The organism is Pseudomonas sp. 5P_5.1_Bac1 (assembly GCF_025466015.1).
Classification (GTDB): Bacteria; Pseudomonadota; Gammaproteobacteria; order Pseudomonadales; family Pseudomonadaceae; genus Aquipseudomonas.
Window position 1 is genome coordinate 34,688 of the sequence record NZ_JANLNX010000108.1, and the last position, 13,613, is coordinate 48,300.

Here is a 13,613-nt window from a genome sequence, read left to right on the forward strand (position 1 = left end):
CAATGATGGCCAGGGCGCCGCTTCCGACACTGGAAGCGGCGTCTTTCTGTCAGCGTCAGGCGCCGGATTACAGGCGTCGGAGCAATATTTGCAGCGTGCGGGAACTATCTCCCGCCGGTTTTCTCTATGATGGCAACGGTTGCCGTCGGGTGGGGCATTGTAAGGTGCTCGCCGCCTGATTAGACTGCGCCGAATTTCGCACGCACAGCCCTTCGTTAAGGACTTATATGATCAAGAAATGCTTGTTCCCGGCAGCCGGCTACGGCACTCGCTTCCTGCCAGCCACCAAAGCCATGCCCAAGGAAATGCTGCCGGTGGTAAACAAGCCACTGATCCAGTACGGCGTCGAGGAAGCCCTCGAAGCCGGCCTGACTGAAATCTCCATCGTTACCGGCCGCGGCAAGCGCGCCCTGGAAGACCACTTCGACATCAGCTACGAGCTGGAAAACCAGATCAAGGGCACCGACAAGGAAAAATACCTGGTCGGCATCCGTCGTCTGCTGGACGAGTGCTCCTTCTCCTACACCCGTCAGACCGAAATGAAAGGCCTGGGCCACGCCATCCTGACCGGCCGCCCGCTGATCGGTGACGAGCCGTTCGCCGTGGTCCTGGCGGACGACCTGTGCGTCAACCTCGATAACGATGGCGTGCTGACCCAGATGGTCAAGCTGTACAAGCAGTTCCGCTGCTCGATCGTCGCCATCCAGGAAGTCGATCCGCAGGAAACCCACAAGTACGGCGTGATCGCCGGCGAAATGATCCGCGACGACATCTACCGCGTGCACAGCATGGTCGAGAAGCCGAAGCCGGAAGACGCGCCGTCGAACCTGGCGATCATTGGTCGCTACATCCTGACCCCGGACATCTTCGACCTGATCGAACAAACCGAGCCAGGCAAGGGCGGTGAAATCCAGATCACCGACGCACTGATGAAGCAGGCGCAGAACGGTTGCGTCATGGCCTACAAATTCAAAGGCCGTCGTTTCGACTGCGGTGGCGCCGAAGGCTACATCGACGCGACCAACTTCTGCTTCGAGAACTTCTACAAGACTGGCAAAGCCTACTGATCCGGTAGCGCTCGCCTGTACGAAAAAAGCCACCTTCGGGTGGCTTTTTTGTTTATGGCCATCGCCGGCGTTATGCTGGCGAACTGCCGAGGAGACTGATATGGCCTACGATTTTGATCTGTTTGTGATTGGCGCCGGTTCCGGCGGTGTACGGGCCTCGCGTTTTGCCGCGGGCTACGGGGCGAAAGTGGCGGTTGCCGAAAGCCGTTACCTGGGCGGCACCTGCGTCAACGTCGGCTGCGTGCCGAAAAAGCTGCTGGTGTACGGCGCGCACTTCGCCGACGACTTCGAGCAGGCTTCGGGGTTTGGCTGGTCGCTGGAAGACGCGCAGTTCGACTGGTCGCAACTGATCGCCAACAAGAATCGCGAAATTGCGCGGCTCAATGGCATCTACCGCAACCTGCTGGTCAACAGTGGCGTGACCTTGCTCGAAGGTCATGCGCGGATCACCGGGCCGCATGAAGTGGAAGTCGAAGGCAAGCGCTACAGCGCCGGCCACATCCTCATCGCCACCGGCGGCTGGCCGCAGGTGCCGGACATCCCCGGCCGCGAACTGGCGATCAGTTCCAACGAAGCCTTCTTCCTCAAAGACCTGCCTAAACGCGTGCTGGTGGTGGGCGGTGGCTACATCGCCGTCGAGTTCGCCGGCATTTTCCAGGGGCTGGGCGCCGACACCACCTTGCTCTACCGAGGCGACCTGTTCCTGCGCGGTTTCGACGGCTCGGTGCGCACCCACCTCAAGGAAGAACTGGAGAAGCGCGGCCTCGACCTGCAGTTCAACGCCGACATCCAGCGCATCGACCAGCAGCCGGACGGCAGCCTCAAGGCGACCCTCAAGGATGGCCGCGAGCTGATTACCGACTGCGTGTTCTACGCCACCGGGCGCCGGCCGATGCTGGACAATCTCGGCCTGGAAAACACCGAGGTGCAACTGGACAAGCGTGGCTTCGTGCGGGTCAACGATGAATTCCAGACCGACGAGCCGTCGATCCTGGCCATTGGTGACGTGATCGGCCGCGTGCAGTTGACCCCGGTCGCGCTGGCCGAAGGCATGGCGGTGGCGCGGCGGCTGTTCAAACCGGAGGAATACCGCCCGGTGGACTACCGCAACATCCCGACCGCCGTGTTCAGCCAGCCGCCGATCGGCACCGTTGGCCTGACCGAGGAGCAGGCACTGGAAGCCGGACACCAGGTGAAGATCTTCGAAAGCCGTTTCCGGCCGATGAAGCTGACCCTGACCGACGTGCAGGAAAAGACCCTGATGAAGCTGGTGGTCGATGCCGAAACTGACCGCGTGCTGGGTTGCCATATGGTCGGGCCGGAGGCCGGCGAGATCGTCCAGGGCCTGGGCATCGCCCTCAAGGCCGGGGCGACCAAGCAACAGTTTGACGACACCATTGGTGTGCACCCGACGGCGGCGGAAGAGTTTGTGACGATGCGGACCGTGACGCGCTGAGTGAGGCGTTTTTGCGAGCAAGCTCGGTCCTACAGAGGTGCAACACCGACCTGTAGGAGCGAGCTTGCTCGCGATGAACCAATCCCTTCTATTAATACCCACCTGTTATAGCCAAAACCAATCGCCAGCATGACTTTTGCCAATGAGCATTAACCGGGTCTATTGGCTAGGATCTCTCCATCAAGTTTTTACAAACCCTGAAGGAGAAACATCCGATGCCTATCATCAACAGCCAGGTTAAACCGTTCAACGCAACTGCTTACCACAACGGCAACTTCGTTCAGGTCTCCGAAGCGGATCTGAAAGGCAAATGGTCCGTTGTGTTCTTCTACCCAGCCGACTTCACTTTCGTCTGCCCGACCGAGCTGGGTGACCTGGCCGACAACTACGCCGAGTTCCAGAAATTGGGCGTCGAGATCTACGGCGTGTCCACCGACACGCACTTCACCCACAAAGCCTGGCACGACACCTCGGACACCATCAGCAAGATCCAGTACCCGCTGATCGGTGACCCGACCCACGTCATCTCGCGCAACTTCGACGTGCTGATCGAAGAAGCCGGTCTGGCTGACCGTGGCACCTTCGTCATCAACCCAGAAGGCCAGATCAAGATCGTCGAACTGAACGACGGTGGTGTGGGCCGTGACGCCAGCGAGCTGCTGCGCAAGGTCAAGGCTGCCCAATACGTCGCCGCTCACCCAGGCGAAGTCTGCCCGGCCAAGTGGAAAGAAGGCGAAGCCACCCTGGCACCATCGCTGGACCTGGTCGGCAAGATCTAAGACCGTGAAAAAGCCGAGGGCGGTCCTCCGCACCTAGTCGCTGTACCGCCCCGCAAAACGCCCGGGCGCTTTCGCCCGGGCGTTGTTATTTCTACCGTTTGAAAAGGAATCGCCCGTATGTTGGACGCCACGCTTAAAACTCAGTTGAAAGCCTACCTGGAACGGGTCACTCAGCCGATCGAGATCGTCGCCTCCCTCGATGACGGCGCGAAGTCCCGCGAACTCCACGACCTGCTGAGCGAAGTCGCCAGCCTGTCGAACCTCATTACCCTGCGCGAGGACGGCACTGACGCCCGTCGCCCGTCGTTCTCGCTCAATCGCCCTGGCGGTGAGATCAGCCTGCGCTTCGCCGGCATCCCCATGGGCCACGAATTCACCTCGTTGGTACTGGCGCTGCTGCAAGTTGGCGGCCATCCCTCCAAGGCCAGCGCCGAGCTGATCGAGCAGATCGCCGGGCTGGAAGGCGAATTCAATTTCGAAACCTACTTCTCGTTGTCCTGCCAGAACTGCCCGGATGTGGTCCAGGCGCTGAACCTGATGGCGGTGCTCAACCCCAACGTGCGCCACGTGGCGATCGACGGCGCGCTGTTCCAGGCGGAAGTCGAGTTGCGCCAGGTGATGGCGGTGCCGAGCGTTTATCTCAACGGCGAAGTCTTCGGTCAGGGCCGCATGGGCCTTGAAGAGATCGTCGCCAAGCTCGATACCGGCTCCGATGCGCGTCAGGCCGAGAAGCTCAATGCCAAGGACGCCTTCGACGTGCTGGTGATCGGCGGTGGTCCGGCCGGTGCCGCGGCGGCTATCTATGCCGCGCGCAAAGGCATCCGTACCGGCGTCGCCGCCGAGCGTTTCGGCGGCCAGGTGCTGGACACCATGGCGATCGAGAACTTCATCTCGGTGCAGGAAACCGAAGGGCCGAAACTGGCCACGGCGCTGGAAGAACACGTCAAGCAGTACGACGTCGACATCATGAACCTGCAGCGCGCCGATGCTCTGGTGCCGGCCACCGATGGCGGCCTGCATGAAGTACGCATGGCCAGCGGCGCGACGCTGAAAGCCAAGACCGTGATCCTCGCCACCGGCGCTCGCTGGCGCGAAATGAACGTGCCGGGCGAGAAGGAATACCGCAGCCGTGGCGTGGCTTACTGCCCGCACTGCGACGGCCCGCTGTTCAAAGGCAAGCGTGTAGCGGTGATCGGCGGTGGTAACTCCGGTGTGGAAGCGGCCATCGACCTGGCGGGTATCGTCGCCCAGGTAACGTTGATCGAGTTCGACAGCCAGTTGCGTGCCGACGCCGTGTTGCAACGCAAGCTGCACAGCCTGCCGAACGTCAAGGTCATCACCAGCGCGCTGACCACCGAAGTGCTCGGTGACGGGCAGAAGGTCAACGGCCTGCGCTACAAGGACCGCACCACCGACGCCGTGCATGACCTGGCGCTGGAAGGGATCTTCGTGCAGATCGGTTTGCTGCCGAACACCGACTGGCTCAAAGGCACGCTGGAGCTGACCCCGCGCGGCGAGATCATCGTCGATGCCCGTGGCCAGACCAACCTGCCGGGCGTGTTCGCCGCGGGTGACGTGACCACCGTGCCGTACAAGCAGATCGTGATTGCGGTGGGTGAGGGGGCCAAGGCGTCGCTGGCGGCGTTCGATCACCTGATCCGGACTTCGGCGCCAGCCTGAGGTCTTTGGGCCTGCTTTAACCAATAAAAATCCCGGCCATGCGCCGGGATTTTTGTGTTCAGCGATCAGGGCATCAATGCGCCCCCGCCGCCTTGTTCAAATCACTCTCCTGCCACTCGGTGTACACACAGGCATCCGCCACCGCCCAGCGCACTTTCACTTCATCCCCCGGTTTCATCGACATGCCTGCCGCCGACAGCGCTTTCACGGTCATGGCAGTGCCGCCTGTAGTCACCACGCTGCAGGTCTGGCTTTCGCCGAGGAACAGCACTTCGCCAACCTTTGCCGTGACTTCGTTCCAACCTGCCGGCAGCGCCTCGGTTGCGGCCTGTTCGCGGCTCAGGGCCAGGGCTTTTTCCGGGCGGACCATCAGTAGCACGTCCTGGCCTACCGCCAGGCCCGGGGTCAGGCGCATCGCCACCGGCTGGCCTTCGAAACTGGCCGCGCCGTTGCCCTGAGCCTTCACCCGGAGGAAGTTGGAGTTGCCCAGGAACGAGGCGACGAACGCATTCGGCGGGTTCTGGTAGAGGTCGTAGCCGGTGCCGAGGCCGACGATCTTGCCGTGGCTGAAGATGGCGATGCGCTGGGACAGGCGCATGGCTTCTTCCTGGTCGTGGGTCACGTAGACGATGGTGATGCCGAGCCGACGGTGCAGTTGACGCAGTTCGTCCTGCAAGTCTTCACGCAGTTTTTTGTCCAGCGCGCCGAGAGGTTCGTCCATCAGCAGGATGCGTGGTTCGTAGACCAGCGCCCGGGCAATCGCCACACGCTGCTGCTGACCGCCGGACAGTTGCGCCGGGCGGCGGTGGGCGAATTTGTCCAGTTGCACCAGCTTGAGCATGGCGTCCACTTGCTTGTCACGCTCGGCGGCGCTGCGCTTGCGGATCGCCAGGGGGAAGGCGATGTTGTCGCGCACCGACAGGTGCGGGAACAGCGAGTAACGCTGGAACACCATGCCGATATCGCGTTTGTGCGGCGGCACGTTGACCAGCGACTGGCCGTTGACCAGGATCTCGCCGCTGCTCGGCGTCTCGAAACCTGCCAGCATCGACAGCGTGGTGCTCTTGCCCGAGCCGCTGGAGCCGAGGAAGGTGAGGAATTCGCCGTCCTGGATGTCGAGGCTGATGTTGTCCACCGCGGCGAAGTCGCCGTAGTGCTTGTTCAGGTTGCGCAGGCTGACGAGGGTCTTGGCCTGGGCGGCATCGTTGATGACTGCACTCATGGTTGTTCTCTCCGGGCGCTCAGGCGCTGACTTCGTTGCGCCGGCGCAGGGCGGCGGCGATCACCATGACCAGCACCGACAGGCCGATCAGCAGCGTCGAGGCGACGGCGATCACGGGCGTCAGATCCTGGCGCAGGGTGGTCCACATTTTCACGGGAAGGGTTTGCAGGTTCGGGCTGGCCATCATCACGCTGAGCACTACCTCGTCCCACGAGACGAGGAAGGCGAACAGGCCGCCGGCGATCATTCCCGGGCGAATCCCCGGGAAGGTCACCTTGACGATCGCTTGCAGGCGCGAGGCGCCGCAGATCACCGCGGCGTCCTCGATCGACTGATCGAACAGCTTCAGCGAGTTGATGATGGAAATGATGGTGAAGGGCAGGGCGACGATGACGTGGCTGACCACGAAGGAAAACAGCGTGCCGGTGTAGCCCAGTTTCAGGAACAGCGCGTACACCGCCACGGCGATGATCACCAGCGGCACGATCATCGGCAGCGTGAACAGGCCGTAGAGCATTTCGCGGCCGGGGAAACGCCCGCGCACCAGGGCGAAGGCGGTGGGCAGGCCCAGGGCCACGGCGACCACCGTGGTCAGCAGCGCCACCTTGAGGCTGGCGAAGGCGGCGTCCATCCATTCGGCATTGGAAAAGAACTGGCCGTACCATTTCAGCGTCCAGCCCGGCGGCGGGAACACCAGCCACTGCGAGGAGCCGAACGACAGCAGGACAATGAACACGATCGGCAGCAGCAGGAACAGCGCGATCAGCCCGGTGGTGGTGTAGAGCCCGAAACGCAGGCGCCGGCTCATGGCATTGGGGGTCAGGAGCATGGTCGCTTACCTCGCGTTGCTGTTGCCGACCGGGGATTCCGGTTGCAGCTTCAGGTAGAAATAGAACAGCACCAAGGTGATCGCGATCAGCAATGCCGCGGCGGCGCTGGCCAGGCCCCAGTTGAGGAACGACTGCACCTGCTGGACGATGAATTCCGGCAGCATCATGTTCTGCGCGCCGCCGAGCAGGGCCGGGGTCACGTAGTAGCCGAGGGACATCACGAACACCATCAAGGCGCCGGAAAACAGCCCGGAACGGCACAGCGGCAGGAACACCTTGAAGAAGTTGGTCCACGGGCTCGCGCCGCAGATCGAGCCGGCCTGCAAGACCATCGGATCGATGGCCTGCATGGTCGCCTGCAACGGCAGGACGATGAACGGAATCATGATGTAGCTCATGCCGATCACCACGCCGGTGAGGTTATGCACCATTTCCAGCGGGGCATCGATGATGCCCATTGCCATCAACGCCTTGTTGATCACCCCCGAGGCCTGCAGCAGCACCAGCCAGGAATAGGTGCGGGCGAGCAGGCTGGTCCACATCGACAGCAGCACGATGTTCAGCAGCCAGCGGCCCCAGCCACGCGGCACCAGGGTGATCGCCCAGGCCAGCGGGAAGCCCAGCAACACGCTGATCAGGGTGACCAGGCCGGCCACCGAAAAGGTGTTGAACAGCACCCGGGCGTAGGCCGAGTTGGCGAACAGTTGCTCGTAGTTGCCCAGCCCCGGCACTGGTTCCAGCACGCCGCGCAGCAGCAGGCCGATCAGTGGCGCGAAGAAGAACAATCCGAGGAACAACAAGGCCGGCAGCAGGTTGCGGCTGCCGCGCCAGCGTTGGCGCAGCGACGGCGTGGGGTTCATGGCCGCTCCCTTGGCGCCGCCGCCACCGGCAGCGGACGCGGTTTGCAAGGCGTTGATGGCGACTTTCATTTGACCAGCCACTCATTCCAGCGGGTCGCGATGGCTGGACCGTTCTTCGCCCAGTAGGCGAAATCCAGGGTGACCTGATCTTGAGCGTAGGCGGTGGGCAGGTTCGGTGCGAGTTCAGGCTTGAGCAGGCTGACGCTGTCCAGATTCACCGGGGCGTAGGCGGTCTGGTTGGCGAACTCGGCCTGGCCCTTGGCGCTGGCGGCATTGGCGATGAACTTCATGGCCGCGTCCTTGTTCTTGGCGCCTTTGGGCACCACGAGGAAGTCCGCCATGACCAGGTTCTGCTTCCAGCTCACGCCCACTGGCGCGCCGTCCTGTTGCAGGGCGTAGACGCGGCCGTTCCAGAACTGGCCGAGAGTGGCTTCGCCGGAGGCCAGCAGTTGCTGCGACTGCGCGCCGCCGCCCCACCAGACGATGTCTTTCTTGATGGTGTCGAGTTTCTTGAAGGCGCGGTCCAGGTCCAGCGGATAGAGCTTGTCGGCGGGGACGCCGTCCGCCAGCAGGGCCAGTTCCAGTACGCCGGGGCTTGGCCATTTGTACAGGGCGCGTTTGCCGGGGTAGGTCTTGGTGTCGAACAGCGCGCTCCAGTCCACCGGCTTGTTGCCGCCCAGCTTGCCCTCGTTGTAGCCGAGGACGAAGGAGAAGAAGAAGGAGCCTACGCCGTGGTCGGAAACGAAGCGCGGGTCGATGCGATCACGCTGGATGGTATTGAAGTCGAGGGGTTCGAGCAGGCCTTCGCTGGCGGCGCGCAGGGCGAAGTCGGCTTCGACGTCGACCACGTCCCACTGCACATTGCCGCTTTCGACCATGGCTTTGAGTTTGCCGTAGTCGGTGGGGCCGTCCTGCACGACCTTGATGTTGCTGCTCTTGCTGAAGGGCTCGGCCCAGGCGGCTTTTTGCGCGTCCTGGGTGGTGCCGCCCCAACTGACGAAGTTCAGGCTGTCGGCGGCCTGGGTGGCCTGACAGGCCAGGGTCAGCAGGCTGATGGACAGCACTGCGGTTACACGTTTGCTAAACAGCATGGTTACGCCCTCGTTGCTTTTGTTATTCGAGGCGGGCTTTCTGTCGCCCGCCAATCAGTTCGGGGAGCAGCTTTTACAAAGTGTGAGTGGCCGTTTGTGATTGTAGGTGCCGGCCTGCAGGTTTTAAGGTCTACGGGATATCATATTATGGTATTCCAAACTTTTGGCAAGAGGTGTGGGGTTACCGGCTATCACTCCGGGCGCCGAACCGCAGCGATCAGGCCCCGAAGGTCAGCCCACCAACCCCGGCTCGAACGGAATGCTCTGCACCACCTCCAGGTCATACCCCGTCAGCCCGGCATATTTCAGCGGCGGCCCCAGGTGACGCAGTTTGCCGACCCCCAGGTCCTGCAGAATCTGTGCCCCGGTGCCCACTTCCGAATAGGTCTTCGACTGCCCGCGCTGATACGGCCGAGGCGGCTGGGTCAGGTGCGGCACGCGTTCCAGCAGGGCCTGGGACGATTCATGGTTGGCCAGCACCACGACCACGCCGGTGCCTTCGGCGGCGACTTTCTGCAAGGCCGCCCACAGCGTCCAGTTGGCCGGCCCGGCATATTCGGCGCCGACCAGATCGCGCAACGGGTCGATCACGTGCACCCGCACCAGCGTCGGCTGGTCGCGGCGGATGTCACCCATGACCATCGCCATGTGCACGCCGCCTTCGATACGGTCCTCATAGGTCACCAGGCGGAAGGTGCCGTGCACCGTCGGCAGCTCGCGTTCGCCGATGCGCTTGACGGTCTGTTCGGTGCTCAGGCGGTAGTGGATCAGATCGGCGATGGTGCCGATCTTGATGCCGTGGCGGGCGGCGAAGATTTCCAGGTCGGGGCGGCGGGCCATGGTGCCGTCGTCGTTGAGCACTTCGACGATCACCGAGGCCGGGGAGTAGCCGGCCAGCCGCGCCAGGTCGCAGCCGGCTTCGGTATGGCCGGCGCGGGTCAGCACGCCGCCTTCGCGGGCGCGCAGGGGGAAGATGTGGCCCGGCTGGACGAGGTCGTCCGCCGTGGCATTCGGCGCCACGGCGGCGGCGACGGTACAGGCGCGGTCGGCGGCGGAAATGCCGGTGGTGACGCCGCGCGCCGCTTCGATCGACACGGTAAAGGCGGTGCTGAAGGCACTGCCATTGGCCGGCACCATCTGCTCCAGGCCCAGGCGCTGGCAGTGTTCGTCACTCAAGGTCAGGCAGATCAGGCCACGCGCCTCGCGGGCCATGAAGCTGATGGCGGCGGCGTCGCACCGCTCGGCGGCGATCAGCAGGTCGCCTTCGTTTTCACGGTCTTCGTCGTCCACCAGCAGGACCATCTTGCCCTGGCGGTAGTCGTCGAGAATCTCTTCGATGCTGTTGAAAGCCATGCTGCGCGCTCACTGTGGTTCGGTGGAAATTATGGTATACCATAATACGAATTTCCCCCGTTGAGGAGCCTGAGCGATGAAGGCCTATTGGATTGCCCACGTCGATGTGACCGACCCGCAGCAGTATCAGCAATACACCCAGCGCGCCCCGGCGGCCTTCGCCGCGTTTGGTGGCAAGCTGCTGGCCCGTGGTGGGCGCAGTGAGGCGATGGAAGGGCGGGCCACGCCGCAGCGCAGCGTGGTGATTGAATTCGAATCCTACGATCAGGCGCTGGCGTGCTACCGCTCGGCGCAGTATCAGGAAGCCTGCGGCTTTCGCCAGGGAGTGGCGAAAGCCGAGGTTATTATCGTGGAAGGCTACGAGCCCTGATTTCAGGGCTCGCTGCGGTTCAGGCCATGCCCGGCAGTTCGTGAGGGCGCAGGTCGAACACCAGCACCTCGGCATCCACGCCGTGGCTCAGCTCGATCAGTTGCTCCTGGCGCAAGCGCACGCCGTCGCCTTCCTGCAGGGCCACGCCGTTGAGCTCGACACTGCCGCGGGCCACGTGGACGTAGGCGTTGCGGCCGGCGGGCAGCTTGAGGCTGGCGCTTTCATCGGCGTCGAACAGGCCGGCGTAGATCCGGGCGTCCTGGCGGATTTCCAGCGAGCCGTCCTTGCCGTCCGGCGAGATGATCAGTTTCAGCCGGCCGCGTTTGTCCTCAGCGCTGAAGTTGGCTTGCTGATAACGCGGTTCGGCACCGCCGACCGCTGGCACGATCCAGATTTGCAGGAAGTGCACCGACTCGTCGTGCGAATGGTTGAACTCGCTGTGGGTCACGCCGCGGCCGGCGCTCATCAGTTGCACATCGCCAGGGCGGATCACGGAACCTGTGCCCATGCTGTCTTTGTGTTCCAGCGCGCCTTCCAGCACGTAGGAGAAAATCTCCATGTCGCGGTGCGGGTGCTGGCCGAAACCTTTGCCGGCGCTGACGCGGTCATCGTTGATCACCAGCAGGTCGGAGAAGCCTTGCTCGTCCGGGTTGCGGTATTGGGCGAACGAGAAGGTGTGGAACGATTTCAGCCAGCCATGATTGGCCAGGCCACGATCGGAAGCTTTGCGCAGGGTAAGCATGGTGGTTCTCCTTGTGAGGTGGCGGCTGCTGGAGCAACCGTCGATTCGATGGGAGTAGATTAATGGTTACCGGCCGAAGCAATAAGTAGCTATAAATGGAATGACTGTCCCGTAGGGGTGGACAATGCATCAGAACATTCCGATCACGCGGTAGGCACGGTCATAATGCGTCGCGCATTATTTACTTGAACTTGCGGTGACCCGATTCGATGAAAAATGTGGCCATGGTGCTGTTTGCGGATTTCCTCCTGCTCGACATGGCGGGCCCGATGGAAGTGTTTTCCATCGCCAACCGCTATCTGAAGGCCGAGGACCATTACCGGCTGACCACCCTCGGCGCGGTGCCGGGGGCGATACGGGCGTCCAATGGCGTCAGCCTGTTGCCGGACCGGGTCATCGACCCCGACGATGCCGGCTGGGACTTGCTGCTGGTGCCTGGCGGTCCCGGCGCCTACAACGAAATCTGCCCGCCGCTGAGCCTGTGGCTGCAAGGCGTCGCCGGGCGCTCGCGGTGCTACGGCTCGATCTGCACCGGCTCGTTCATCCTCGGCCATGCCGGGCTGCTGGATGGCTACCGGGTCACCACCCACTGGCACTACACCGAACGCCTGATCCGCGCCTTTCCCACGGCGCAGGTAGAAACGGACCAGATCTACGTGCGTGACCGCCAGTTGATCACCTCCGGCGGCGTCACCGCCGGCATCGACCTGGCGCTGTCGGTGGTGGCCGAGGATCACGGCAAGAAAGTCGCCCAGGACGTGGCCAAGGTGCTGCTGGTGGTCATGAAACGCCAGGGCGGCCAGGCGCGTTTCAGCCCGCTGGCCGGCGCCGTGGCCAAGGAAGAAACCCCAATCACCCGCGTGCAGAACCATGTGCTGGAGCACCTGGAAGAGCCGTTCGGCATCCCGCGCATGGCGGCGCTGGCGGCCATGAGCCCGCGGCATTTCTCCCGGGTGTTTCTGCGCGAAGTGAACATGACGCCCATGGTCTTCCTGCAGAACGCCCGCATCGACCGCGCGCGCGAGATGCTGGAAAGCAGCGACCTGCCCTTGAAGACCGTCGCCTACCGCAGCGGATTCGGCAGCGTCCGCTATATGCGGCAGGTCTTCAGCGAGCGATTGGGCGTGACCCCGGCGGAGTATCGCGAGCAACTCTCTCCTTAGGCACGTTCGTTGTAGGTGACCCGCCCATCAAGGCTGAGCCAGACCAGAATCAGGATTGCTTGCGCTTGAACAGCTTGCCGAGGACGCCGGCGATGGCCACCAGGCCGAGGATGATGAACTTCTTGAACGCCAACAAGGCAACACCGATCTTGGCGAACAGACCCGCCTTGGCGGCGATGCCACCGGCGACCAGGGCGGCCAGGCCGTAGGGCGCCAGCTTGTCGGTCTTGGCGTCGTAGTCGGCGTAGCGGTTGCCGTCGGTGAAGTTGGTGAAGGCGAGGATCTTCGGCGTTTCCTGCTTGATTGTCTGCAGGTCGGCCATCGCTGCCACGGCGTTGAGTTCCAGCACGCCTTCGCGGCCCAGCACGCGGATGCTGTAGTTCAGCGTGGTCTGCTCGGCGTCGTCGGCCTTCAACTCTCGCGCCCAGTACATCTTGTGGGTAGCCTGGTCGTAGCTCGGCGGCTCGGCCCAGCCCAGCAGTGTCAGGCCGGCATAGCCTTCCTTGCGACGCTCCTTGTTGTCTTCCTCGTCATCGGCCTTCATCTGCTTGAGCAGGTCGGCGTAGTCGATCTTGGCCGCGTCATCATCGGAAATGTGGCCGTCGTTCTTGTAGCTGATGATCACGCCCCAGCCGTTTGCCGCCAGTGGGCTGACGGCGGTCGGGATGATCATGCCGAGGGTCTTGAAGCCCCGTGGGTTGCCCCAGGCTTCGGTCAGCAGGCGCTCGGTGTCGTCTGGCGACAGGTAGTAGAACTCGTTGTTGAGTTGCAGGCTGGCGATGCCGCTGGGCAGGGTGATGTTGCCGTGCTTTGGCTTGAGCGTGGCCAGCCACTGTTCGGCGGTCTGCTGCGGTTGTTCGCTGGCGGTTGGCGCAGACGCGGGAGTGCTGGCGGCGATGGCGGGCAACGTGGTTGCGCAGAGCAACACTGCCGCCAATAGCTGGCGCAGGTGTTTCATCGTAATCCCTTACAATTTGAATTAATTTGGTCGCGCAGGATA

At 63.0% G+C, this 13,613-nt stretch carries 13 protein-coding genes; 6 read left to right on the forward strand and 7 right to left on the reverse strand.

What is annotated here, in order from left to right; all coding sequences use genetic code 11:
- The first annotated feature begins 227 nt into the window (after positions 1-227).
- The 4 genes from galU (at position 228) to ahpF (ending at position 4,982) form a co-directional block, all read left to right on the forward strand.
- Positions 228-1,067, forward strand: a complete 840-nt coding sequence (gene galU, locus NTD82_RS23515) for a UTP--glucose-1-phosphate uridylyltransferase GalU (RefSeq protein ID WP_095153785.1) — start codon at positions 228-230, stop codon at positions 1,065-1,067.
- Between the two features lie 100 nt (positions 1,068-1,167).
- Positions 1,168-2,523, forward strand: a complete 1,356-nt coding sequence (gene gorA, locus NTD82_RS23520; protein ID WP_262130482.1) for a glutathione-disulfide reductase — start codon at positions 1,168-1,170, stop codon at positions 2,521-2,523.
- 215 nt (positions 2,524-2,738) lie between these two features.
- Positions 2,739-3,302 (forward strand): alkyl hydroperoxide reductase subunit C, encoded by a 564-nt coding sequence (gene ahpC, locus NTD82_RS23525; RefSeq protein WP_095153783.1) that lies wholly within the window; start codon positions 2,739-2,741, stop codon positions 3,300-3,302.
- A 117-nt stretch (positions 3,303-3,419) separates the two neighbouring features.
- Positions 3,420-4,982: an alkyl hydroperoxide reductase subunit F gene (gene ahpF / locus NTD82_RS23530; protein ID WP_262130483.1), complete on the forward strand. Its 1,563-nt coding sequence runs from the start codon at positions 3,420-3,422 to the stop codon at positions 4,980-4,982.
- Positions 4,983-5,055: 73 nt separating this feature from the next.
- Here the strand turns inward: ahpF and NTD82_RS23535 are convergent, their stop codons facing one another.
- From NTD82_RS23535 to ribBA, 5 genes are all read right to left on the reverse strand, one after another.
- Entirely contained in the window at positions 5,056-6,204 is a 1,149-nt protein-coding gene (locus NTD82_RS23535) for an ABC transporter ATP-binding protein (protein ID WP_095153781.1), read from the reverse strand.
- Positions 6,205-6,223: 19 nt separating this feature from the next.
- Positions 6,224-7,033, reverse strand: coding sequence for an ABC transporter permease (locus tag NTD82_RS23540; RefSeq protein ID WP_095153780.1), 810 nt, complete (start codon positions 7,031-7,033; stop codon positions 6,224-6,226).
- Positions 7,034-7,039: 6 nt separating this feature from the next.
- Positions 7,040-7,963, reverse strand: a complete 924-nt coding sequence (locus tag NTD82_RS23545; protein ID WP_095153779.1) for an ABC transporter permease — start codon at positions 7,961-7,963, stop codon at positions 7,040-7,042.
- On the reverse strand, positions 7,960-8,985 hold the full coding sequence (locus tag NTD82_RS23550) for an ABC transporter substrate-binding protein (protein WP_262130484.1): 1,026 nt from the start codon (positions 8,983-8,985) through the stop codon (positions 7,960-7,962). The genes NTD82_RS23545 and NTD82_RS23550 overlap by 4 nt, the downstream gene beginning before the upstream one ends.
- Before the next feature lie 231 nt (positions 8,986-9,216).
- Positions 9,217-10,338 (reverse strand): bifunctional 3,4-dihydroxy-2-butanone-4-phosphate synthase/GTP cyclohydrolase II, encoded by a 1,122-nt coding sequence (gene ribBA, locus NTD82_RS23555; protein ID WP_262130485.1) that lies wholly within the window; start codon positions 10,336-10,338, stop codon positions 9,217-9,219.
- A gap of 76 nt (positions 10,339-10,414) precedes the next feature.
- Between ribBA and NTD82_RS23560 the strand changes: the two genes are divergently transcribed.
- Positions 10,415-10,708, forward strand: a complete 294-nt coding sequence (locus NTD82_RS23560) for a DUF1330 domain-containing protein (protein ID WP_262130486.1) — start codon at positions 10,415-10,417, stop codon at positions 10,706-10,708.
- 19 nt (positions 10,709-10,727) lie between these two features.
- Here the strand turns inward: NTD82_RS23560 and NTD82_RS23565 are convergent, their stop codons facing one another.
- On the reverse strand, positions 10,728-11,450 hold the full coding sequence (locus NTD82_RS23565) for a pirin family protein (protein ID WP_095153775.1): 723 nt from the start codon (positions 11,448-11,450) through the stop codon (positions 10,728-10,730).
- 209 nt (positions 11,451-11,659) lie between these two features.
- On the opposite strand from NTD82_RS23565, the gene NTD82_RS23570 reads away from it, so the two are divergent.
- Positions 11,660-12,613: a GlxA family transcriptional regulator gene (locus NTD82_RS23570; RefSeq protein WP_262130487.1), complete on the forward strand. Its 954-nt coding sequence runs from the start codon at positions 11,660-11,662 to the stop codon at positions 12,611-12,613.
- A gap of 49 nt (positions 12,614-12,662) precedes the next feature.
- Here NTD82_RS23570 and NTD82_RS23575 read toward each other — a convergent pair whose 3' ends face one another.
- Positions 12,663-13,571, reverse strand: coding sequence for a DUF2167 domain-containing protein (locus NTD82_RS23575; RefSeq protein ID WP_262130488.1), 909 nt, complete (start codon positions 13,569-13,571; stop codon positions 12,663-12,665).
- Between the last annotated feature and the right edge of the window lie 42 nt (positions 13,572-13,613).